This is a genomic window from Micromonospora sp. L32, assembly GCF_052068055.1.
GTDB lineage: Bacteria > Actinomycetota > Actinomycetes > Mycobacteriales > Micromonosporaceae > Micromonospora > Micromonospora purpureochromogenes.
In genome coordinates this window covers 428,215-449,364 of the sequence record NZ_JBQHDD010000002.1, presented here as the reverse complement: position 1 = coordinate 449,364, position 21,150 = coordinate 428,215, and the positions used below count along the sequence as shown (strand labels likewise).

The following is a 21,150-nucleotide window of genomic DNA, read 5'->3' as shown; positions in this document are numbered from 1 at the left end:
GCTCAGACGCTTTGCTCTGCTGCCTCCCCGGCAACAGCAACCCTCGGTAACGGTCCCTGACCCCCGCCGCCAGGGTGGCCCTGAGTGGATGCGCTGCTCAGTGCAGGTGTCGCCGTGGCGGCAGCAGAGCAAAGCGTCCGAGTGGCAATGCGGGGGAATCCTGGGCTGTCACGGTGGGTGATGCTTGGTGCTCGTGACGCAGGGTCATGCTGCCGCCGAGGTCAGAGGCAGGAGTGCAGCACCTCGACCAGTTCGTCCACCCGGTCGTGGTCGGCCAGGTGGGCCGTGGCGTAGGCGAAGACGTAGCCCCGCTCGGGGTCGGCCCAGGCGCTGCTGCCGCCGATCCCGCCCATGCCCCAGCTCCCGTCCGGCTCGCGCTGCATCCCCAGCGTCCAGCAGGCCCGGCGATCGAGCACCAGGTCGGGGCCGTCGTACTGGACCCGGGTGGCCTCGGCGACCAGTTCGGTGCTGAACAGGCGTACCCCGTCGAGGGTGCCGTCGGCGGCGAGGCCCGCGTAGAGCCGGGCCAGCGCGGACGCCGTGGCGTGCAGGTTGACCGCCGGGACCAGCGCGCCCCGCCAGAGCGGGCTGTTGACCACCGCCAGGTCGAGGCCGCCGGGTGGGTTGCTCAGCGCCCGGGCCCGCAGCGACCCCGGCTCACCCAGCATCCGCACCGGCCAGGCCGGATCGCCGTACGACAGGTCCACGCACCGCCGCTGGTCCGCCGCCCCGAGTCCGAAGCCCAGGTCGAGGCGCCACGGATCGGCAATCTCCTCGGCCAGGAACCGCCCCACCGACCGCCCGTCGACCCGACGGACCAGCTCGCCCACCAGGTGCCCGTACGTCCAGGCGTGCTCGCCCGCGACGCTGCCCGGCTCCCACTCCGGGTCGGCGGCGGCCAGGTCGGCGCAGAGCAACTCCCAGTCGGCGACCGCCTCGGCCGGCCGGGCCACCGGGAAGGTCGGCAGGCCGGCGGTGTGGTTCAGCACCTGGCGGACCGTGGCGGGGGCGTGGAACCCGGGCCAGTGGGTCGCCACCGGGTCGTCCAGGTCGAGCCGACCCCGGTCGACGAGCAGCAGCAGGCAGAGCGCCGCGACGGGCTTGCCGACCGAGTAGACGTTCACCAGCGTGTCCGGCCGCCACGCCCCGCGGCTGTCGGCACCCAGGTCGACCACCGGGTGGCCGTCGTACCAGATGGTCAGGCCGGCGCCGGTCTCCCGGCCGGTGGCCAGCAGATCCTGGAAGCAGTCGCCGACGGGGGCGAAGCGATCGGGCATGCGGCCACCGTAGGCGGTAGGAATGATTACGGGCGCGGGAATTCTGGTGCGGTCGCTGGCCGGCGTCCGGTGGCTGGGGAATGCTGACGGCATGGCGGAGCCGGAAGTGGTGGACGTGGTCGTGGTCGGGTTGGGCGTCGGCGGCGAGGAGGTGGCCGGGCGGCTCGCCGAGGCCGGCCTGAGCGTCGTCGGCATCGAACGGGACCTGGTCGGCGGGGAGTGCCCGTACTGGGGGTGCATCCCCAGCAAGATGATGATCAGGGCGGCGAACGCGCTCGCCGAGGCGCGGCGGGTCAACGAGCTGGCCGGTTCGGCCCAGGTCCAGCCGGACTGGGCGCCGGTGGCCAAGCGGATCCGCGAGGAGGCCACCGACACCTGGGACGACACGGTGGCGGTCGACCGGTTCACCGGCAAGGGTGGGCGGTTCCTGCGCGGCAGCGCCCGACTCGACGGCCCCGGCCGGGTACGCGTCGGCGACCAGGTCATCCAGGCCCGGCACGGGATCGTGTTCGGCACCGGCACCCGGCCGTCCGTGCCGCCGATCGAAGGGCTGGCCGACACGCCGTACTGGACGAACCACCAGGCGATCGAGGTCGAGGAGCTGCCCGAATCGCTGCTCGTGCTCGGCGGGGGCGCGATCGGGCTGGAGCTGGCGCAGGTGTTCGCCCGGTTCGGCGTACGGGTGACGGTGGTCGAGGCGGCGGACCGGGTGCTCGCGGTCGAGGAGCCCGAGTCCTCCGAGGTGGCCGAGAAGGCGCTGCGCGCGGACGGGGTGGAGATCCGCACCGGCGTCAAGGCGGACCGGGTCAGCCACGACGGTGGCACCTTCACCGTGCACGCCGGCGACGACGCGTTCCACGCGGAGCGGTTGCTGGTGGTCACCGGGCGTCGCGCGCACCTGGAGGAGCTGGGCCTGGACACGATCGGCGTGGACCCCGGGCAGCGCTACCTGCCGGTCGACGGGCAGATGCGGGTGACCGACGGTGTCTGGGCGGTCGGTGACGTCACCGGCGAGGGGGCCTTCACCCACATCGCGATGTACCAGGCGGCGATCGTCATCGCCGACGTGCTGGACCGCACCCGACACGCCGACGGTGGCCCCGACCCGAGCGGGACGGCCAGCGTGGTGGGCGGTGCGATGGGCGCGGCCAGCGCGGTCGGCGGCGCGATGACCGCGACCGGCCCGAGCGGTGCCGCCGGTACCCTGCCCCGCGCCGACTATCGGGCGCTGCCCCGGGTCACCTTCACCGATCCGGAGGTCGGTGCGGTCGGCCTCACCGAGCACCAGGCCCGCCAGCGCGGCATCAACGTGCAGGTCGGCATCGCCCAGCTGTCGTCGTCCGCCCGGGGTTGGATCCACAAGGCCGGCAACGACGGCTTCATCAAGCTCGTCGCCGACGCCGACCAGGGCGTGCTGGTCGGCGCGACCTCCGTCGGCCCGGCCGGCGGCGAGGTGCTGTCGGCGCTGGTGGTGGCGGTGCACGCGGCGGTGCCGTTGAGCCACCTCCGACACATGATCTACGCGTACCCGACGTTCCACCGGGCGATCGAGGACGCCCTGCGCGACCTCAGCTGACGGCGCCGTGGCGGCCGGCGCCGGCGGCGAACCGGGCCGCGCCGGCTGCCGCGTCCGTGTCCAGCGACCGCATGCCGTACGCCAGCTCGGTGGCGAGCGCCTCCGGCTCGGTCAGGCCGGCGGTGGCGAGCACCGACGCGCGGTCGTTGCGCAGGCAGGTCTGCGGGTGGCGGGCGATCTCGGCGGCCAACCGCTCGGCCTCCGCCCGCGCCTCACCCGGCGCGACCAACCGGTTGACCAACCCCATCGCGTACGCCTCCTCGGCGGGCACCGGGCGACCGGTGAGGATCAGGTCCATCGCCCGGCTCTCCCCGATCAACCTCGGCAGCCGGACCGTCCCGCCGTCGATCAGCGGTACGCCCCAGCGCCGGCAGAACACCCCGAGCACCGCGTCGGACTCGGCGACCCGCAGGTCGCACCAGAGCGCCAGCTCCAGGCCGCCGGCCACGGCGTACCCGGAGATCGCGGCGACGACCGGCTTGGACAGCGACATCCGGGTCGGACCCATCGGGCCGTCGCCGTCCGGCTCGACCCGGTTGCCGCTGGGCGTACCGATCACCTTGAGGTCGGCGCCGGAGCAGAACGTGCCGCCGGCGCCCCAGAGCACCGCGACCCGCGCCTCCGGGTCGGCCTCGAAGGCGCGGAACGCGTCGGCGAGCGCCCGCGCGGTGGGACCGTCGACGGCGTTGCGCGACGCCGCCCGGTCGAGGATCACCGTGGTCACCGGTCCGTCGTGCGTGACGTGTACGGCCATCGGCACAGCATGCCGCCCGGCGGCGCCGGCACGCCAGGGCGTGCCGGCGCCCGATGGGCCACTAGTATCGCGACGGCAACGATCATGCGAGGTGCCCCGCGTGCGCGGGGAGAATCGGGAAGCCGGTGCAAATCCGGCACGGGCCCGCCGCGGTGACCGGGGAGCCACCGTCCACGCGCGAGAGCGCAGCCACTGGCCGTACGGCTGGGAAGGCGGGCGGCCAGGCGTCGATCCAGGAGTCCGAAGACCGGCCTCGCGTCGACCGCCCACCCGTCCGGGGTGGGCCTTGCGCAGCGGGAGCCTGCCGTGGACCTCTACACCGCCATCCACCGTCGCCGGGACGTCCGGGCCCAGTTCACCGGGGCGCCGGTGCCGGACGACACCCTGCACCGCGTCCTTGACGCCGCGCACGCCGCGCCCAGCGTCGGCTACTCACAGCCGTGGGACTTCGTCCTGGTCCGGGACGCCGGGCTGCGCCGCCGCTTCCACGAGCACGTCCGGACGGAACGGGACACCTTCGCGGCCACCCTCTCCGACGAGGCGGCAGCACGGTTCGCCCGCATCAAGATCGACGGTGTGTTGGAGTCGAGCCTGTCGATCGTGGTGACCTACGACCCGTCGCGGGGCGGCCCGGCCGTGCTGGGCCGGCACGCCATCGCCGACGCCGGCCTCTACTCGGTCTGCCTGGCCATCCAGAACCTCTGGCTGGCCGCCACCGCCGAGGGCCTCGGCGTCGGCTGGGTCTCCTTCTACCGGGAGCCGTTCCTGGCCGACCTGCTGGGCATTCCCACCGGCATCCGGCCGGTGGCCTGGCTCTGCGTCGGGCCGGTGACGCACCTGGAACAGGTGCCCGACCTGGCCCGGCACGGCTGGCGGCAGAAGCGCCCGCTGGCCGAGGCCCTGCACACCGACCGGTGGACAGGCAGTCGCTGACCCGTCGCGAACTGTGTGAAGAGTTGTGGTCGTCCCAGCGACGACAACTCTTCACGCCACGCTGACCGTGGGCAGGCCGAGCCAGGCCGCCAGCGCCGCCAGCTCGGCGTCCACCGCCGCGGTGACGGCGGGGTCGAACGGGACGTCCTGGTGGATGGCGTGCACCCGCAGGGTGCCGGCCTTGTGGTCGGCCGTGGCGTCCACCTTGCCGACGAGCCGGTCGTGGTGCAGCACGGGCAGTGCGAAGTAGCCCCAGCGGCGCTTCGCCTTCGGCAGGTACATCTCCAGGACGTACTCGAAGTCGAAGAGCTCCCGGGTCCGCTTCCGGTCGTGGACCAGCCGGTCGAACGGCGACAGCAGCGCGGTACGGCCGGCGAACGGCTGACCGACGGCCGCCGGGTCGACCCGCCACCCGCCGGCGGTGCCCTCGACCTGCGCCGGCTCACCGGCCTCCCCGACGACCGACGCCCGGGCGATGCCCAGCGAGCGCAACCGCCGCTCGTCGCGCGTCCGCCGGGCCTCGTCCGCCGGGACGGCCGCCGTGCCGGCCGGGTAGACCCGCTCGGCCAGATCCCACCGGCGTTGCCGACCGACCCGGTCGGAGACGGCGATCTCGCCCCGGGCGGCGAGGATCTCCAGCAGTTGGGTGACGTTGCGGTTGTTCGTCCAGCCGGTCGACGGCCACGGCACCACGCTGCGGTCCGGCACGTCCCGGGAGAGCAGCGGGCCGGAGTCGCGCAGCAGGTCGAGCACGAACCGGTGGAACGTGGCGTTCGCCGCCAGCCAGGCGTGCTTGCGCGAGCCCTCCGGCGGCCACGCCGCCATCTCGGCGAGGTGCAGCCCGAGGTCCGCCGTCGGCCGCACCATGGCCTGGTGCTCGAACATGGTGCGGTCCCGCTCCACCGCCTGTCGCAGGTGGTCCGGCCGGTACCCGGCGCCCAGCCGCGTCCACGCGACGAGGTCGGCGCTGGGCGCCACGGCGGCCGTCGGATCCAGTTGCAGGAACGTCAACCTGTTGACCACGGTCAGCAGGTCCAGCGGGCGGTGCGCGTCCAGCAGTTGGGCGCGCACCGCGATCCGCCGGGCGTCGACCCGGTCGAGCCGGTGGACAGGCATGGGCCGAGGCTATGCGGCCTCAGAAGTCGTCGTCCAGGCTGACCTCACCGCCGACGGCCACCTGGTACGCGGACACCCGCCGCTCGAAGAAGTTGGTCAGCTCCTGCACGTCCTGCAACTCCATGAACGGGAACGGGTTCGTCGACCCGTACGCGGGCGGCAGGCCGAGCCGGGCGAGCCGGGCGTCCGCCACGTACTCCAGGTAGCGACGCATGTCGGCGGTGTTCATGCCCGGCAGGCCGTCCCCGCAGAGGTCCCGGGCGAAGGCCAGCTCGGCCGTCACCGCCTCGTCCAGCATGGTCCGCACCTCATCCGCCATCGCCTCGTCGAACAGCGACGGCTCCTCGGCGCGGACGGTGTCGACCACCGAGAAGGCGAACTCCATGTGCATCGACTCGTCGCGGAACACCCAGTTGGTGCCGGTGGCCAGCCCCGAGAGCAGCCCACGCGAGCGCAGCCAGTAGACGTAGGCGAAGGCGCCGTAGAAGAACAGCCCCTCCACGCAGGCCGCGAAGCAGATCAGGTTGAGCAGGAACGCCCGCCGCTCCGCCCGGCTCTCCAGCCGGTGCAGGCCGCCGATCGAGTCGATCCAGCGGAAGTAGAACTCCGCCTTGTCGCGGATCGACGGGATGTGCTCGACCGCCGCGAACGCCTTCGCCCGCTCGTCGTGGTCGGGCAGGTAGGTGTCGAGCAGGGTCAGGTAGAACTGGACGTGCACCGCCTCCTCGTAGAGCTGGCGGGAGAGGTAGAGGCGGGCCTCGGGCGCGTTGACGTGCTGGTAGAGGTTGAGCACCAGGTTGTTCGCCACGATCGAGTCGCCGGTGGCGAAGAACGCCACCAGGCGGTGGACCAGGTGCCGCTCGCCGGCGGAGAGCGTCACCAGATCGGGTACGTCGGAGGCCAGGTCCACCTCCTCCACCGTCCAGGTGTTGCGGATGGCGGCCCGGAACCGCTCGTAGAAGTCCGGGTAGCGCATCGGGCGCAGGGTCAGGTCCATGCCGGGGTCGAGCAGCATCGTCACTGGCAGGCCTCGCAGATCTCGGGGTTCTCCAGCGAGCAGGCGACCGCGTCGCTCTCGCCGACGGACAGGGTGAGCAGGGCCGGCGCCGCCGGTCGCGGCGAGGGCACGGGTGCGGCCGCCGGCGCGGCGGCGACCGTGGTCTGCGCGATCCGGGTCGCCGGACGGGACCGCAGGTAGTAGGTGGTCTTCAGGCCGGCCCGCCAGGCGTACGCGTACATCGAGGAGAGCCGGCCGATGGTCGGGCTGGCCTGGAACAGGTTGAGCGACTGCGACTGGTCCACGTACGGGGCGCGGGCGGCGGCCAGGTCGATCAGCGCCTTCTGCGGCAGCTCCCAGGCGGTGCGGTGCAGCGCCTTCAGCTCCGCCGGCAGGTCCAGCTCCTGCACCGAGCCGTCCGCCCGCTTGATCGCGTCCCGGGTCTGCGCGGTCCACCGGCCCAGCCGCTTCAGGTCGGCGACCAGGTGCCGGTTGACCTGGAGGAACTCCCCGGAGAGGGTCTCCCGCTTGAAGACGTTGGAGACCAGCGGCTCGACGCACTCGGCGCAGCCGGCGATCGAGGCGATGGTGGCCGTCGGCGCGATCGCCACCAGCAGCGAGTTGCGCAGCCCGTGCCGGGCCACCCTCTCCCGCAGCGTCGCCCACGCCTCCGGCCGGGTGGGCCGGGCGTCCGGCCAGTGGTCCGGGTGCAGCACCCCGCCGGCGGCCCGGGTCAGCGGGTACGCCGGGTGCGCGCCGCGCTCCGCCGCCAGGTCGGCGGAGGCGTCGTACGCGGCCAGGGCGACCTCCTCGGCGATCCGGGTGGACAGGGCCAGCGCCTCCGGCGAGTCGAACGGCAGCCGCAGCGCGGCGAAGACGTCGGCCAGCCCCATCACGCCCAGCCCCAGCGGCCGCCACCGCCGGTGCGCGGTGGCCGCCTGCTCGGTGGGGAACCAGTTCCGGTCGATCGCCCGGTCCAGCGCCCCGACCGCCAGCCGGACCGTCGTGGCGAGCCTGGCGAAGTCCACGCCACCGTCGACCAGGTGGGCGGCCAGGTTGACCGAGCCGAGCGTGCAGACGGCCGTCTCGTCGTCGCTGGTCACCTCCAGGATCTCGGTGCACAGGTTGGAGTGGTGCACCACGCCGCCGCCCGCGCCGACCTGGTTGCAGGTGCGGTTCGCCGCGTCCTTGAACGTCATCCAGCCGTTGCCGGTCTGCGCCAGGGTGCGCATCATCCGGCCGTACAGGGTGCGGGCCGGCAGCGTCCGGACCGCCTTGCCGGCCGCCTCCGCCGCCCGGTACGCGGCGTCGAACTCCGCGCCCCACAGGTCGACCAGCTCCGGCACCTCCTTCGGGTCGAACAGCGACCAGTCGGCGTCCGCCTCGACACGGCGCATGAACTCGTCGGGCACCCAGTTGGCCAGGTTCAGGTTGTGCGTACGCCGGGCCTCGTCGCCGGTGTTGTCCTTCAGCTCCAGGAACTCCTCGATGTCGGCGTGCCAGGTGTCCAGGTAGACGCAGGCCGCGCCCTTGCGCCGGCCGCCCTGGTTGACCGCCGCGACGCTGGCGTCGAGGGTGCGCAGCCAGGGCACGATGCCGTTGGAGCGGCCGTTGGTGCCCCGGATCAGCGACCCCCGCGAGCGCACCCGGGACCACGAGATGCCGATCCCACCGGCGAACTTGGACAGCCTCGCCACCTGCGTGTAGCGCTCGTAGATCGAGTCCAGCTCGTCACGCGGCGAGTCGACCAGGAAGCAGGAGGAGAGCTGCTGGTGCCGGGCACCGGCGTTGAACAGCGTCGGTGAACTGGGCAGGTAGGCCAGCCGGGACATCAGCCGGTACAGCTCGCCGGCCTGCTCCACGGTGTCGGACAGGCCGGTGGCGACCCGCAGCCAGAAGTGCTGCGGCCGTTCCAGCACCGCCCGGCTGCGCGGGTGGCGCAGCAGGTAGCGGTCGTGCAGGGTGCGCAGTCCGAAGTACTCGAAGGCGTCGTCGCCGGCGTGGTCGACCAGGGCGTCGAGGGCGGCGGCGTGCGTCGCGACGAAGCCGGCGAAGCCCGGGTCCAGCAGGCCCTCGGCGTACGCGGCGGAAACGCTGTCGCTGAAGCTGTCGATGCCCTGGCCGGTGGTCTCGTCGGCGATCCGCCCGGCGAGCAGGCGGGCGGCCAGCCGGGCGTACCCGGGCTCCTCGGCGGTGAGCCCGGCCGCCGCCGCGATGGCCAGCCGGGTCAGCTCGTCGGTGTCCGCGCCGGCGGTGCGCCCCGACTCGACCAGGGCGAGGATCCGCTCCGGGTCGGTGTCGGGCAGGTCGTGGTGGTGTCGGTGCAGCAGGTCCCGCAGTGCCCCGACCGGGGGTGGGGCGATGGTGGATGACGCCGTCACGTGCTCTCCTGGGTGGTCGGTGTGGACCGCGGGAGGGCACGACGGCACGCCGGATCGCCACCGGTCGGTGTGCCGGCGGTGCTCCGTACGGCTCGACGGCCCTCCCACGAGGCCCCGAGGTGGTCCGCGTGCCTGGTGGGCACGCCCTGCTGGCAGGTCTTCGGACTCGCGGGCAGACGCGTTCGCCTACTGGCCGTCGCTTCCCGGGCCCCGTCGGGCCCAGTGCTCGTGACGGCGGTCGTTCCCGCTCACCGCTGCGGGGCAGTCCCGGATTCGCACCGGGTTCCCTGTTCGGCGCGACGCCTGGCGGACGTCGACGCCTGGCGGACCCTTGGGGGGTCGCACCAGCAGTAAAAGTGATCCTAGATGTAGTGGGTCGCAGAAAGCCAACACACCATATGCTGTGGGCGTGTCGCATCGGCGGAGAAATATGCGCCGCGTACAACCTGGACGGTGCCCGACCCCGTCAGCGGGGTGAATGTTCACGGACGGGGTGGGTGGATGCGGGCGGACCTGGAACAGGAGTACGTCGAGTACGTCACGTCGCGGCTGCCGGCGCTGCGCCGGATCGCCTGCCACCTGACCGGGGACGCGTACCGTGGCGACGATCTCGTCCAGACCGCCGTCACCCGGCTCTACATCGGCTGGCGGCGGGCCCGCGAGGCGGACAACGTCGACGCGTACGTGCGTACCGTGCTGGTCCGGGTCTTCCTCGACGAGAAGCGCCGGCTCTGGTCCCGGGTCCGCCTGGTCGACACGACACCCGAGCCGGCGCCCGCCCCGACCGGCGACGCGGTGGAGGACCGGGAGCTGCTGCACGCCGCGCTCGCCCAGGTGCCGCCCTGGCAGCGGGCCGTGCTGGTGCTGCGCGCGCGCCGTCGCCCGGCGGATCGCCCTCGACCTCCGCTACGCCGTGGATTGGCCCCTCCGGCTGCCGGTGCGCTTCGCCACGCCCCCGGCCGGCCTGAAGCCGATGGCGTACCTGGTGAGCAGGAGGGCGAACGACCGCTGGGACGTCGAGCTGTCCTACGGCGCGGTCATCGGCGATCCCACCTCCCGCATCAACGGCCACCCCGCCCGCCGCACGTCCTCCCTGGACGGCGGCGCGAGCCTCCAGGTCTACGGAGTCCAGGGTCTGTACGTGGAAATGACCGCGCACGACAAGGCCACCCTGCGCAAGCTCGGCGGCAACCTGGACGGCCTCTTCCGCAGCGCCACCTTCCACCCGGAGGCCCACGACTGGCGCTGATTTCGGCCGGGCGGCGGAATTCGTCCCCGCCGCCCGGTTTGCGACCGCATCTGCCGGGAAGTCGGGGAACGTGCGAGCGCTGATGAACAAGATCGAGCAGAACGCCGCGCTGGACCCGGTCGGCGACCGGCTCCAGCGGGCCGTCCAGTCGACCCTGCGCGGGCAGCGGGTCCGTGACCTGCTGCACGGCGTCTGGCTGGGCCATCCGCTGCACCCGGCGATGGTGCAGGTGCCGGTGGGCGCGTGGATCAGCGCCGCCGTGCTGGACCTGCTGCCCGGTCAGCGCCGGGCCGCGACCACCCTGGTCGGGCTGGGTACGGTGAGCGCCCTCCCGGCCGCCGTCGCCGGGCTGAACGACTGGGCCGCCCTGGCCCGGGACCAGCGCCGGGTCGGGCTGGTGCACGCCGCCTCCAACTCCGTCGCGCTGGTGTTCTACGCCAGTTCGCTCGCCGCCCGGATGCGCGGCCGGCACGGCATGGGGCGGGCGCTGGCGTACCTGGGGCTGAGCGCGGCCAGCACCGGGGCGTACATCGGCGGGCACCTGGCGTACAAGCAGGGTGCACAGGTGAACCAGAGCATCTCCGAGCTGCACCGGATGACCGACGAATGGAAGGCCATCGCCGACCTGGCCACGCTGCCGCAGCGCGAGCTGATCACCCGCGAGGTCGACGACGTCTCGGTGATCCTCTACCGGCACGGCGACGACGTCACCGTGATGCTGGAACGCTGCCCGCACCAGAGCGGCCCGCTCGGCGAGGGCGAGGTGCAGGAGATCGAGGGCCACGCCTGCGTGGTCTGCCCCTGGCACGGCTCCACGTTCCGGCTCAACGGCGGCGAGGTCGTGCACGGCCCCGCCGCGAACGACCAGCAGCTCCTGCCGACCCGGGTGGTCGACGGAATCCTCCAGACCAAGCTGCCCTGACCTCCCACCGGGCACCTGGCCGGACCGCGGTGGCCCGGGCCGGGCGGCCCGTCGGCCCACGGCATTGCGGGCACGGCAGGGCACCGTGGCCCGGGCCAGTGACCTGCCGGTTCCGGTCGCGAGCGCCGCAGATCACGCCGGCCCGCTGTTCGTCGGCGCGGCACAGGCGCGTATTCGGCTCAGTCGCGGCGGTGGCGAGCGCGGGCGGCCGCGACGGCCCGGGCCGGGCGGCGGCGCAGCCCGAGCACCGCGCCGATCTGCGCGCCGACGATGCTGGCCACGGCGAGCACCGCGGAGACCGCCAGCGGCCGGTTCATCCCGTCGTCGTCGGTGGCCCGGGAGGCCCCGGCCGCCATCGCCGGGGGTGCCCCCGCCGGCCGCTCCACCTGCGGCGGCATCGTCCGGGGTGCCGGCTGTCCCGGCGTCGCGCCGGTCCCGCCCGGTCCGACCTGACCGCCCGGAGCACCCGGCCCGGCCTGCTCGTCGGGGACCGGCGACCCGATGCCGCCGGGGGACCCCTTCGGCGAGCCCGGGGACGCGGCCGGCGGCTGGGGCGACGGCTTGCGCGGCGTCGGCTGTCCGGCCACCAGCCGGCCGGTCGCGTGCGTGCGTGCACCGCCGTCCTCCGCCCGCGCCGGCAGCTTGATCAGCTGGCCCGGCCGGATCCGGTCGGCGTCGTGCAGCCGGTTGAGCCGGGCCAGCTCCTGGTAGCGGTCGAAGTCGTCCAGGTAGCGTTCCGCCACCTCGCCCAGGTAGTCGCCCCTGGCGACCCGGTAGACCGGCGGGGCCGGCTGCGGCCGGACAGCCTCGGCGCCGGCACCCTCCGGAACCGCCCCCGTCGATCCGACGGGCGGCGCCGCGAGGACCACCGTGGCGCCCGTCGCCGGCATTGCCGCGCCCGTCGCCGGGAGCCCGGTGCCGGCCGTCGCCGGGTACGTCATGGCCGCCGCCGCGCTGGCCGCCGGGCTCGCCGCGATGATCAGCGCGACCGATCCGACCAGGGCCGCCGCGGCCCGCTGCTGCCGGCTCATCCCGGGCAGCCGGGGCGCCGGCCGCCGCGTCGCCTGCGCCGCCAGCTCCACCAGCACGGAGAAGGCGAACGTCGCCCAGCCGAACCAGCCGACCACGGCCAGCGCGCGCAGGAACAACCGACCGTCGTCCCGGCTGGTCAGCGCCGTGCCCACCTCCGACAGGCTGGGCAGGTGGTCGGGCAGCGGATTACCGGCGAAGGCGAGCAGCGCCACCGGCGCGCCCACCAGCAGCGCGACCAGGACGACCAGCGACCCGAAGCCGGTGAGCAACTGGCCGGTCCGCCGAACGGCGGAGCCACGCGGTGCGGTCATGGCGGCCTTCCCTTCCTACGGTGCCCCGGTGAGTGCCCGCGCAGTGGCCTCACCCGAGACGGTGACGGTGTCGTCCATGCCGAAGAGGCCGAGCATGTGCCGGCGGTAGGTGACGGTGACGCGTACCCGGATCTGCTTCTCGCCGTCGATCACGGGGAAGCTCACCGAGTGCCCGGTCGCGCCCGCCGCCGAGAGGTAGTCGCGGACGGCCGCCCGCGCGTCGCCCTCGTCGATCTCCTTCGGGCCGCCCTCGATCGCGCGGGCCCGGTCGACGGCCTGGCCGCCGCTGCGGGCCGCCTCGGCGGCGAGGTCGTCGGCGCGTTGCAGCGACCGGAGCTGACCGGCGCCGTCGTACGCGACGCCGATGACCGCGAGCACGCCGGTCATCGCGACGGCCAGGAACAGGCTCACCCGTCCCTCGTCGCGGCCGGCCCGACGGGCGGTCATCCCCGGCTCCGGTAGCGGTCCAGCGGGGAGGTGAAGGTCGCCGCGGCGGTGGTCCGCAGCGGCATCCCGGGCAGCGCCGGCAGCCGCAGGTCGCGGTGGGACACCACGCAGGTCACCGAGACGGTCACGCTCGCCGGCTGCCCGGCCGGGCTGCGGTACGCCGCGTCGAAGCTGGTCGACCGGCCACGTACCGAGCCGCTGAAGGTCATCCGGGGCGCGCCGGCGCAGTTCAGGCGTCGCCAGTCGAGCTGGCGGCGGACGGCGTCGCGGGCCGCGTCGCGGGCGGTGCCGGCGTCCCGGGAGATCGAGGCGGCCCGGGCGGCGTCGTGGGCGGCCGCCTCCACCGCCTCGTCGGCGATCGCGGTGCGCCCGGTCACCCCGGCCAGCACGATCAGCGCGATGAACGCCGGGGCGAGCACCGCCACCTCGATGGAGACCGAGCCCCGGGCGCGGCCGTCCGCGACGGCGGTCACGGGTTCGTCCAGCGTTCGACGGTGCCGTGCGCGGTCTGCCGGACCCGGAAGCTGACGCCCGGGATGACCGACAGGGACCGGCCGGTTACCGTGCAGGTGACCTCGGTGGCCCCGGTGACGCAGGTCGGCCCCGGGCTGTCCCAGCCGACGAGCCAGTCACCGGCCGCATTGAGGAACCGGGTGGCCCGGGCCTCGCCCGCCCCGGCCGGCGCCTGGAGCACCCGCTGCGCGTTCACCCCGCTCTGCGCGGCGTTCAGCGCCGTGGACCGGGCGACGAACCACGCGGCCACCTGGACCGAGGCGAAGAGCAGCACCAGCACCGCCGGCATGACGACGGCCAGCTCGACCGGGTTCGCGCCCCGGTCCGTACCCCCGGCGGCGAGCCGTCGCCGCACGGCCCGCACCACGCCACACACGGCGACCGGCACGCTCGGACCGGCCGCGCCGTTCCGGGCGGCCCCGCCGTTCCGACCGGCTCTGCCGTTCCGGTCGGGCCGGCCAGGCCGGGTCGCCTGGTCAGGCTGTGCGGCGCGGCCGGACCGGATCGGGTGGCCGGGCCCGGCGGTGTCGGGGGTTCCGACGGCGCGCGCGGTCCGGGTCGCCGGCCCGGGGTGCGGACGGCCGGACGCGCCCCGGGGCCGGGCGGTGGGGGCCGCCCGACCGGCCCGGGGTGCGTCCGGCCAGCTCATCGAAGGAGTCACGGCGCGGTGGGGACGCTGTCCATCCAGTCGGTGGCCCGCGTCATCACCAGACCGGTGACCGCGATCGCCGCCGCGACCAGGCCGAAGATGATCACTGCGGTCGGCACCGGGCTGTCGCCTCGGTCCCCCTCGCGGCGCAGCTCCGCCAACCGTGCGACCAGCGTGACGTGCAGGTAGGCGATCAGTTGCATGGCGTGCTCCTTGTCGGGGGTGGGGACCTACAGGCGGGCCACGAACGGGTAGAGCATGAAACCGAGCAGGACGAAGACCAGCAGCGAACCGGGGATGTCCAGCCGGCTGGTCACCCCCTCGGCGCGGGCCAGGTTGTCGGTACGGATCTGGTCCCGCAGCGAGTCGGCACGACTGCGCAGCGTCTCGTGGACCTGCGCGCCCTCGCTGCCGGAGGAGCGCATGATCGCCCCGACGTCGCCCAGCTCCGGGATGCCGATCCGCTCGGCCAGCTCCTGGAGCTCGTCCCAGGGCGAGTGCATCTGCATCTGCGCGATCCGCAGCGACTCGCGGATCCGGTCGAAGACCCAGCCGTCGCAGACCGCCGCCGCCCGCTCCAGCGACTGCACCGGGCCGTGCGCCGCCGACAGTTGCAGCGCCACCAGGTCGAGATAGGTGCAGACGGCCGCGCGGAACTCGTCGCGTGCGGCGTCCGCCCGCGCCAGCACCGCGCGGTGCGCGAGCAGCCCGCAGACCAGCGCCATCCCGATGCTGCCCAGCACCGGTACGACCACCGGCAGGCGTACCCCGCCGAGGAAGAGCACCGCCCCCAGCACGGTCGGGGTGGCCAGCCCGATCAGGGCGGAGACCAGCACCGACAGGGCGTACTGCTCAGGGGACTTGTCGATCAGCGCGAGCTGCCGGTGCGGCGGGCTGAGCCAGCGGGAGAACCCGCCCAACCAGTCCAGGCCCCGGCTCGGGGCGACGGTGCCCGGGGGCTGGTGCAGCCGGCGCAGCGCGGGGCCGAGCGCCGGGGCGGCCGGCAACGCCTCCCGGACCGCCAGGAACAAGCCCAGCCCCACCATCGCCCCGCCGAGCACGGCGATCGCGAGCTGCCAGTTGACGATCACGCGATCGCCTCCTCCGGGTCGGGGGCCGGGAGGAAGCGGGCCGGCGGCGGAGGCTGACTCATCGACCGCACCCAGATCAGCAGCCCGACGAAGGCCGCGCTGAGCACCGCCATCACCAGCTGCCCGAACACGGTGCCGTACGGGCGGACGTACTCGGTGTTCAGCAGCCCGTACGCCAGCACGGCCAGGGTCATCCCGGTGAGGAAGCGGACCGCGAACCGGGGCTGGGTGCGCTTGGCCTCCACCTCGCGCCGGGTGCCCACCTCGGCGGCGGCAGCCGAGGCGATCGAGCCGAGCACGTCGCCGAGGCGTTCGCCCCGGTCGGTCAGGTGCAGGATCAGCGCGGCCACCACCTGGTCGCAGACCGGATCGCCGATCTCGTCGGCGAAGGCGAGCAGCGCGGTACGGGCCGTCCAGCCGGCCTGGAGGCGGGCGGCGAGCAGCCGTACCTCGTCCTGGATCTCCTCCGGGACGGTGGCGATGGTGCCGATGATCGCCTGCTGGAGGCCCTGCCCGGTGGCGGAGACGTCCTTCAGCCGGCGGGTCCACTCGCCGACCGCCTCGATCCGGGCGATCGCCCGCTCCTCGGCCCGGCCCACCGAGAACAGCCAGGGGACCCCCGGCACGGCCACCGCCACGATCAGCCCCACCACCGGCAGCCCGGTGAGCAGGAAGGCCAGCGCGCCCGCCGCCACCGCCACCGCCAGCCGGACCTGGTGCGCCCGCTGCGCGCGGCGGCCCGCGCCCGAGCCCAGCCAGAGCCGGCGCAGCCCGCGCCCGGCCCCCGGCGCAGAACGTGCGGGCGCCCGGGTGCCGACCAGCGCGACCACGGCCAGCACCAGGCCGGCGACGCAGGCCGCCCCGGAAACGACGGCGATCAGCTCGATGTTGGTCACGGGGTCGGCTCCGTTCGCGACTGCGGGGCTCGCCACCCCGGCGCACTCCGCGCGCTCACCGGAGCGCTCCCGTCCATCCCCGAGCCGACGCCCGCGCTCACCGGCGCACCGCCGGGCCCAGTCGGCTGTGCCGGGGGCGGCGCCAGGCGCCGGTGCCGGCCTCGATGAAGCGGGTCAGCAGCCGGGCGTCGTAGCCGACCCGCAGCAACTGGTCGCGGATGCGTTCCGGCAGGTGGCGGGGGACGGCCCGGCCGTCCGGGCCGGGGCCGAAGACGCTGGTGGTGACGATCCGGTTGCCCTCGCCGACCCCGATCACCTCCTCCACGTGGGAGACGAACCGGTGCTTGCGCCCGCCGATCGCGGTCTCGTCCTCGACGGTCACGTAGACGATCAGGTCGAGGGCGTTGCCGGCCATCCGGCGGGCCTGGTCGACCGTCATCTCCCGGCCGTGGGCCAGCGCCAGCTCGATGATCCGCTCGCTCACCCCGGCCGGGGTACGAGCGTGGATGGTGCACATCGAGCCGCGGCTGGTGGTCATCGCCTGGAGCATCGGCACGATCTCCCGGGACCGGACCTCGCCGACGATGATCCGCAGCACGCCCATCCGCAGCGACACCGGGATCAGGTCGGCGATGCTCACCTCGCCCGCCGGTCGCCCGTCCATCCCGCGCTCGCCGTGCCCCTCGCGGGACTCGAAGCTCATCACCGCCCGGTGCTTGCGACCCCGGCGGGCCGGCAGCAGCTCCCGGCTCTCCTCCAGCAGCACGTACGGCTCGTCGGGCGGGATCTCGTCCATCAGGGCCCGGATGACAGTGGTCTTGCCCGCTCCGGCCAACCCGGCGACCATGATGTTGAGCCCGGCCCGCATGGACGCCCGCAGGAAGTCGCGCAGCAGCGGGTCGATCATCTCGTCCAGGTCGGGGCGGGAGCCGGCGATCTCCTCCAGGCTGACGTCCAGCGTGTTGTGCTTGCGGATCACCGCGTACGGGCGGTGGCTGACCAGGAACACCGCGGCGAGGCGGCTCCCGTCGGGCAGTTGCAGGTCGAGCGTCGGCTTGGACGTCGACAGGGACCGCTCGGTCGCGCCGGCCCGGCGGGCCGCCGCCTGGAGGATCTCCACCAGCTCGTCGTCGCTGTCGGCGATCGGCTCGACCCAGTCGACGCCCCCACCGTGCCGGGTGATGCGCACCTGGTCGCAGCCGAGGATGTGCACCTCCTCGATGGTGTCGTCGACCAGCAGCGTCTGGAGCCGGCCCAGCCCGACCAGCTCTGCGGTGACATGGTCGAGCAGGATCCGCTCCTCGTCGGCGGCCATCGGGGTGCCGGCGCGGCGCACCGAGTCGGCGTACCCGGAGACCACGGCGACGGCGAGCCGGGCCCGCTCGACCTCCTCGGCGTTGGCGTCGAACTCCCGGCCGCGCTGCCACTGGGTGAGCCGTTCGCTCAGCTCCCGGCGCAGCTCGCGGACCACCGCGAAGTCCACCCTCGGTCGCGGCGGCGGGGTGGGCGTGGGCGGCGCGACGGGCGGCGCCGGCTGGTGGTGCCGGCCGTTCGGCGGGGGCAGCGGCGGCATCGTCGAGGTCGCCGCCGGCTGCTGACGCGGGTCGTGGGAGACCGGCTCAAACCGCATGACGCGCCTCCCCGGGCCGCTCACACCACATCCGGCACCTCCTGGGCGGCGGGCCAGGCCAGCCGGGCCCGGCGGCGGTCCAGCAGCGCCCGGACCGGCACCTCCAGCGCGCCGGCCGCGCGCATCAACGGCCGCCCGGCGCGTACGGTGCCGCCGAGGCTGAGCACCTCGGCGGTACGCGGGTCCGCCGGCAGGGTGGCGATCACCGGCACCCGCAGCGCCTTGCTGATCTCGCCCTTGCCGTGCCCGTCGCCGACCACCAGCAGCCGCAGCGTGCCCGGGGGCACCCGGTGCTCGGTGAAGTCCCGTTCGATCGCCCGGATCATCGACCGGGTGGCGGAGAGGTCGGGCAGCTGCGCCCGGGTGACCAGCAGCACCACCGCCGCTGCCCGCAGCACCGGCCACGGTGGACCGGCCACCTGGAGCCGCCCACAGTCGACGATCACGTCGTACGGCGGCTGGCCCTTCTCCAGGCTGCCGAAGAAGTCGGCGAAACGCTGCCAGAGCGGGCTGACGCTGCCCGCCTGGGCCGGGTCGACCACGCCCGGCAGCAGCAACCGTTCCCGCCGCGGCGCGTCCAGGTCGACCAGCTGCGACCAGAAGGCGGTCTCCAGGTTGCCGTCGCGCAGTTCGCCGACGGCCAGTTCGCCGATGCCCCGAGGACCGTCCAGCGCGCCGCCGAGGTAGCCGGCGAGGATGGTGCCGCCGGCCGGGTCGCACTCGGCCAGCACCAGCCGCCGGTGCCAGCTCAGCGCGCAGGCCAGCGCGGTGGTGGTGACTCCGGGCGAGCCCTTCGCCGAGACCAGCGCGATGATCGCCATGGTCAGGCCGCCTCAACCAGCACCAGGGCGATCCGCTCCTGGGCGGCCAGCACCACCACGGCCGGCACGTCCCGGACGGGCAGCGCCACGTAGACCACCACGTCGTCGTTCTCCGGGGTGGCCGTGTCGATCACCGTGCCGGTGAACCGGGTGCCCGGCGCCTGGCTGTCGTCGTTGTCGGCGGGGGTGCTGACCAGCAGCACCTTGTCGCCGGGGTGGAGCTTGCGGGCGGGCACCTGGCTCTGCTTCAACCCGAGCGCGATCTGCTGCTGTCCCTCGCCGAGCAGCGGGGCGTCGGTGAGCTGCCCCATGGTCAGCAGCGTGCCGGGGGTGAGCGACACCGCCGCCCGCTTCCCGACCACCTCGTCGAGCTTGCCGGCCGGCACCGGAGAGAGCCCGGCCCCGCCGGAGACCTGCACGCTGACCAGGTCGTCGGCGCTGAGCTGCCGGCCGACCTCGACCGGGCGGGCGACCGCCAGGTAGCTGCCGGTGGCCCGGACCGAGGTGACCGCGAAGGCCGCGCCGAGGCCGCCCAACGCGATCAGCAGCACCGCCAGCCCCAGCAGGCCAGGGCGGGTCCGGCGCTGGCGGAGCACCTTCGGCGGGGCGACGGGCGCGTCGACCGGGGCGCCGTTGCGGGTGACCAGGCTCATCGGGTAACCACCTGAAGCTCGTCGATCTCGATCGGAGTCGTCCCGCTGGTCCGGGTCTGGGCGATCACGCCGCTCTCGCCGCCGCCGCGCCAGGTCACCGACCAGTACGTAGTGGCGCTGACCCGATAGGTGCCGGCCTTCGGGTAGCCGGAGTCGTAGCCGCAGTCCGGCGAGGTCTTGCCGGCGCGGGGCCCCTTCGGGTCGTACGGGGTGCCCTCGTCGGCGCAGGTGACCTTGACGCCGTTGCCCATCGTCCAGACGATCCGGTCGACCTTGGCGGTGATCTCCACCCGCAGGCCGCGGTCCTCCTCCGCGGCGCTGATCGGCCCGAAGTAGTTCGCGCCCGGGCTGGCCCACATCCAGACCGGCAGGCCGACCAGGCCGGGGCCGGTGTTGCGGCGGGGTGCCACCGCGATCCGGGGCGGCAGCAGCGAGATCGACGCCAGCGCGCGGCGGGCCAGCTCCTCCGGGTCGGGCGGCGTGCCGAAGCCGGGCGGCGGGGTGTCCAGCAGCACCACGGTCTGGCTGCCGAGGTCGCCGCCGTTGCAGGTGCGGACGTACCACTTGGTGCCCTCGGGGGCCTCGGGCTGCGGCTCGGCCAGCTTGTAGTAGCAGCCGTCGGCGTTGTTGAACCAGCCGAGGAACTCGTTGTAGCAGGGCAGCGGCTTGCCGTTCCACTGGCACTTCGGGGCGGTGCCGCCGCCCGGATCGCCGCCGGTGTCCCCGCCGCCGCCCGGGTCGCCGGGGGTGCCCGGGTCGTCGTCCCAGATGCTGCAGTCGTTCTGCCCGGGTGGGCACTGCGGCCCCGGCCCCTCGGCGGCCGCCGGCACCGGCGCGGCGAGCGCGACCAACAGGGCCAGCAGCGTCCCGGCGAGCAGCCGGCGGGGCGCCCCGGCCCGGGGTCCGCGGGCCGGGACGCACCCTCCTCCCCAGGTCAGCACGGCTGGTCCTCGTGTGCGGCACCGGAGCTGATCAGCCAGCGGCCGTCCGGGTACCGGGTGGCGGTCGCGGTGGCGAGGTGGCGGCCACCGCCCGAGCCGGGCACCACCCGCCGGTCCTTGGCGTACACCAGCCGGTAGCCGGTCGCGTCCAGGCAGTCCTGGATCTCCACGGTCGGCGGGACGGCGTCCAGGCTGACCGAGGTGACCGTGGGGTCGGAGCGCAACGTGCCGGTGCGGATCGCGCCGTGCGTGCGGGCCTGGCCGATCGCCACCCGGACCCGGGTGAGCAGCGGATCGGCCAGGAAACGGGTGAGCGCGGGGTGGCGGGGATCGCTGTCGCGGCTCGCCTCCCGGGACGCGGTGAGGTAGCCGGAATAGGCGGCGAGCGCGGCCTGCTCCGCGGCCCGTTCCTCCTTGGCCGAATGCCGGGGCTCGGCGGCGGCCTTGCGGGCGGCGGGCCCGGCGGCCGTCTCCGACCCGCCGCCGCAGCCGGCGGTCGACCCGACCACCGTGGCGATGACCAGGCAGGTTGTCCATCGGCGGGGATGCCGTGTACGCAACGCCGTGCCCTCCTCGGTGCCACCCGGCGGCCCGTCTCCGGTGGCCTCCGGGCATGCGCCAGCGCGCCCGGATGATGCCGTCCGGACCTCGATTTACCGCTGTCGCATTTACCTGTGCGGATCTTCTACGAAATGGTGGAACCTGATGTCTGGGGTGGCCTCCGACGCTGTTGACGGGGGTTGCGCCGTACCCAAGGGGCGAGCATAGGCTCACGTCCGCCGATGCAACAGAGGCAATTCATCCGAACACGGTGGGTGATGAGTGGAGGTGGTCACGGGTGACCGAGGGCGAGTCCGGAACGCCGGGACGGGTTGCCGCCCCCGGTCGGAGCGCGGGTGCCGACGGTCGGCCGGGCCCACCCGCCGATCCGGCAGGCGGTCCGGAGGATATGGCACCTGTC

General features: G+C 74.3%; 21 protein-coding genes, 1 pseudogene and 2 riboswitches. Of the genes and pseudogenes, 5 read left to right on the top strand and 17 right to left on the bottom strand.

Features of this window, described 5'->3' with window-relative positions:
* Positions 1-221 precede the first annotated feature (221 nt).
* On the bottom strand, positions 222-1,277 hold the full coding sequence (locus ACTMTB_RS06675) for a serine hydrolase domain-containing protein (protein WP_441143276.1): 1,056 nt from the start codon (positions 1,275-1,277) through the stop codon (positions 222-224).
* 91 nt (positions 1,278-1,368) lie between these two features.
* Between ACTMTB_RS06675 and ACTMTB_RS06670 the strand changes: the two genes are divergently transcribed.
* Positions 1,369-2,853, top strand: a complete 1,485-nt coding sequence (locus ACTMTB_RS06670; protein ID WP_441143274.1) for a dihydrolipoyl dehydrogenase family protein — start codon at positions 1,369-1,371, stop codon at positions 2,851-2,853.
* Here ACTMTB_RS06670 and ACTMTB_RS06665 read toward each other — a convergent pair.
* Positions 2,846-3,607, bottom strand: a complete 762-nt coding sequence (locus ACTMTB_RS06665; protein ID WP_441143272.1) for a crotonase/enoyl-CoA hydratase family protein — start codon at positions 3,605-3,607, stop codon at positions 2,846-2,848. The two genes, ACTMTB_RS06670 and ACTMTB_RS06665, sit on opposite strands and share 8 nt — an antisense overlap.
* Positions 3,608-3,679: 72 nt before the next feature.
* Positions 3,680-3,877, top strand: a riboswitch (cobalamin riboswitch).
* 36 nt (positions 3,878-3,913) lie between these two features.
* Here ACTMTB_RS06665 and bluB point away from each other — a divergent pair.
* Entirely contained in the window at positions 3,914-4,540 is a 627-nt protein-coding gene (bluB, locus tag ACTMTB_RS06660; RefSeq protein ID WP_441143270.1) for a 5,6-dimethylbenzimidazole synthase, read from the top strand.
* Positions 4,541-4,591: 51 nt separating this feature from the next.
* Here the strand turns inward: bluB and ACTMTB_RS06655 are convergent, their stop codons facing one another.
* The 3 genes from ACTMTB_RS06655 to ACTMTB_RS06645 are packed head-to-tail and all read right to left on the bottom strand — an operon-like array spanning position 4,592 to position 9,034.
* Entirely contained in the window at positions 4,592-5,656 is a 1,065-nt protein-coding gene (locus ACTMTB_RS06655) for a DNA glycosylase AlkZ-like family protein (RefSeq protein ID WP_441143268.1), read from the bottom strand.
* A gap of 19 nt (positions 5,657-5,675) precedes the next feature.
* A complete protein-coding gene (locus ACTMTB_RS06650) occupies positions 5,676-6,671 on the bottom strand; it encodes a ribonucleotide-diphosphate reductase subunit beta (protein WP_441144011.1) in 996 nt (331 codons plus the stop codon).
* A gap of 2 nt (positions 6,672-6,673) precedes the next feature.
* Positions 6,674-9,034 (bottom strand): ribonucleoside-diphosphate reductase subunit alpha, encoded by a 2,361-nt coding sequence (locus tag ACTMTB_RS06645; protein WP_441143266.1) that lies wholly within the window; start codon positions 9,032-9,034, stop codon positions 6,674-6,676.
* A gap of 134 nt (positions 9,035-9,168) precedes the next feature.
* Positions 9,169-9,392: riboswitch (cobalamin riboswitch) on the bottom strand.
* A 143-nt stretch (positions 9,393-9,535) separates the two neighbouring features.
* On the opposite strand from ACTMTB_RS06645, the pseudogene ACTMTB_RS06640 reads away from it, so the two are divergent.
* The 3 genes and pseudogenes from ACTMTB_RS06640 to ACTMTB_RS06630 form a co-directional block, all read left to right on the top strand.
* Positions 9,536-9,760: pseudogene (locus tag ACTMTB_RS06640) on the top strand (sigma factor); the annotation flags it as partial.
* 187 nt (positions 9,761-9,947) lie between these two features.
* A complete protein-coding gene (locus ACTMTB_RS06635; RefSeq protein ID WP_441144046.1) occupies positions 9,948-10,283 on the top strand; it encodes a hypothetical protein in 336 nt (111 codons plus the stop codon).
* Positions 10,284-10,365: 82 nt separating this feature from the next.
* On the top strand, positions 10,366-11,205 hold the full coding sequence (locus tag ACTMTB_RS06630; RefSeq protein WP_441143264.1) for a Rieske 2Fe-2S domain-containing protein: 840 nt from the start codon (positions 10,366-10,368) through the stop codon (positions 11,203-11,205).
* 179 nt (positions 11,206-11,384) lie between these two features.
* Here the strand turns inward: ACTMTB_RS06630 and ACTMTB_RS06625 are convergent, their stop codons facing one another.
* The 12 genes from ACTMTB_RS06625 to ACTMTB_RS06570 all read right to left on the bottom strand — a co-directional run bounded on the left by ACTMTB_RS06625 (position 11,385) and on the right by ACTMTB_RS06570 (position 20,749).
* Complete coding sequence (locus ACTMTB_RS06625; protein WP_441143262.1) at positions 11,385-12,548, bottom strand: LysM peptidoglycan-binding domain-containing protein; 1,164 nt, start codon at positions 12,546-12,548, stop codon at positions 11,385-11,387.
* A 15-nt stretch (positions 12,549-12,563) separates the two neighbouring features.
* Positions 12,564-12,995, bottom strand: coding sequence for a hypothetical protein (locus tag ACTMTB_RS06620; protein WP_441143260.1), 432 nt, complete (start codon positions 12,993-12,995; stop codon positions 12,564-12,566).
* Positions 12,992-13,468: a TadE/TadG family type IV pilus assembly protein gene (locus tag ACTMTB_RS06615; RefSeq protein ID WP_441143258.1), complete on the bottom strand. Its 477-nt coding sequence runs from the start codon at positions 13,466-13,468 to the stop codon at positions 12,992-12,994. Before ACTMTB_RS06615 ends, ACTMTB_RS06620 begins: the two co-directional genes overlap by 4 nt.
* On the bottom strand, positions 13,465-13,872 hold the full coding sequence (locus ACTMTB_RS06610) for a TadE/TadG family type IV pilus assembly protein (protein ID WP_441144009.1): 408 nt from the start codon (positions 13,870-13,872) through the stop codon (positions 13,465-13,467). The genes ACTMTB_RS06615 and ACTMTB_RS06610 overlap by 4 nt, the downstream gene beginning before the upstream one ends.
* A gap of 293 nt (positions 13,873-14,165) precedes the next feature.
* Positions 14,166-14,360: a hypothetical protein gene (locus tag ACTMTB_RS06605; protein ID WP_441143256.1), complete on the bottom strand. Its 195-nt coding sequence runs from the start codon at positions 14,358-14,360 to the stop codon at positions 14,166-14,168.
* Between the two features lie 27 nt (positions 14,361-14,387).
* Positions 14,388-15,245: a type II secretion system F family protein gene (locus tag ACTMTB_RS06600; protein WP_441144007.1), complete on the bottom strand. Its 858-nt coding sequence runs from the start codon at positions 15,243-15,245 to the stop codon at positions 14,388-14,390.
* Complete coding sequence (locus ACTMTB_RS06595; RefSeq protein ID WP_441143254.1) at positions 15,245-16,144, bottom strand: type II secretion system F family protein; 900 nt, start codon at positions 16,142-16,144, stop codon at positions 15,245-15,247. Before ACTMTB_RS06595 ends, ACTMTB_RS06600 begins: the two co-directional genes overlap by 1 nt.
* 97 nt (positions 16,145-16,241) lie before the next feature.
* Positions 16,242-17,774 carry a CpaF family protein gene (locus ACTMTB_RS06590; RefSeq protein ID WP_441143252.1) on the bottom strand — a complete coding sequence of 511 codons (1,533 nt, stop codon included), beginning with the start codon at positions 17,772-17,774 and terminating at the stop codon, positions 16,242-16,244.
* Between the two features lie 20 nt (positions 17,775-17,794).
* Positions 17,795-18,595, bottom strand: coding sequence for a ParA family protein (locus ACTMTB_RS06585; protein WP_154940577.1), 801 nt, complete (start codon positions 18,593-18,595; stop codon positions 17,795-17,797).
* Between the two features lie 2 nt (positions 18,596-18,597).
* Positions 18,598-19,248, bottom strand: coding sequence for an SAF domain-containing protein (locus ACTMTB_RS06580; RefSeq protein ID WP_441143250.1), 651 nt, complete (start codon positions 19,246-19,248; stop codon positions 18,598-18,600).
* Positions 19,245-20,189, bottom strand: coding sequence for a hypothetical protein (locus ACTMTB_RS06575; protein ID WP_441143248.1), 945 nt, complete (start codon positions 20,187-20,189; stop codon positions 19,245-19,247). Before ACTMTB_RS06575 ends, ACTMTB_RS06580 begins: the two co-directional genes overlap by 4 nt.
* A complete protein-coding gene (locus ACTMTB_RS06570) occupies positions 20,183-20,749 on the bottom strand; it encodes a hypothetical protein (RefSeq protein ID WP_441143246.1) in 567 nt (188 codons plus the stop codon). The genes ACTMTB_RS06575 and ACTMTB_RS06570 overlap by 7 nt, the downstream gene beginning before the upstream one ends.
* Positions 20,750-21,150: the final 401 nt, after the last annotated feature.

Coding starts and splice junctions, on each gene's coding strand:
- ACTMTB_RS06675 (WP_441143276.1), bottom strand. CDS start 1,277: ATGCCCGATCGCTTCGCCCCCGTCGGCGACTGCTTCCAGGATCTGCTG.
- ACTMTB_RS06670 (WP_441143274.1), top strand. CDS start 1,369: ATGGCGGAGCCGGAAGTGGTGGACGTGGTCGTGGTCGGGTTGGGCGTC.
- ACTMTB_RS06665 (WP_441143272.1), bottom strand. CDS start 3,607: ATGGCCGTACACGTCACGCACGACGGACCGGTGACCACGGTGATCCTC.
- ACTMTB_RS06655 (WP_441143268.1), bottom strand. CDS start 5,656: ATGCCTGTCCACCGGCTCGACCGGGTCGACGCCCGGCGGATCGCGGTG.
- ACTMTB_RS06650 (WP_441144011.1), bottom strand. CDS start 6,671: ATGCTGCTCGACCCCGGCATGGACCTGACCCTGCGCCCGATGCGCTAC.
- ACTMTB_RS06630 (WP_441143264.1), top strand. CDS start 10,366: ATGAACAAGATCGAGCAGAACGCCGCGCTGGACCCGGTCGGCGACCGG.
- ACTMTB_RS06625 (WP_441143262.1), bottom strand. CDS start 12,548: ATGACCGCACCGCGTGGCTCCGCCGTTCGGCGGACCGGCCAGTTGCTC.
- ACTMTB_RS06620 (WP_441143260.1), bottom strand. CDS start 12,995: ATGACCGCCCGTCGGGCCGGCCGCGACGAGGGACGGGTGAGCCTGTTC.
- ACTMTB_RS06605 (WP_441143256.1), bottom strand. CDS start 14,360: ATGCAACTGATCGCCTACCTGCACGTCACGCTGGTCGCACGGTTGGCG.
- ACTMTB_RS06590 (WP_441143252.1), bottom strand. CDS start 17,774: ATGCGGTTTGAGCCGGTCTCCCACGACCCGCGTCAGCAGCCGGCGGCG.
- ACTMTB_RS06585 (WP_154940577.1), bottom strand. CDS start 18,595: ATGGCGATCATCGCGCTGGTCTCGGCGAAGGGCTCGCCCGGAGTCACC.
- ACTMTB_RS06580 (WP_441143250.1), bottom strand. CDS start 19,248: ATGAGCCTGGTCACCCGCAACGGCGCCCCGGTCGACGCGCCCGTCGCC.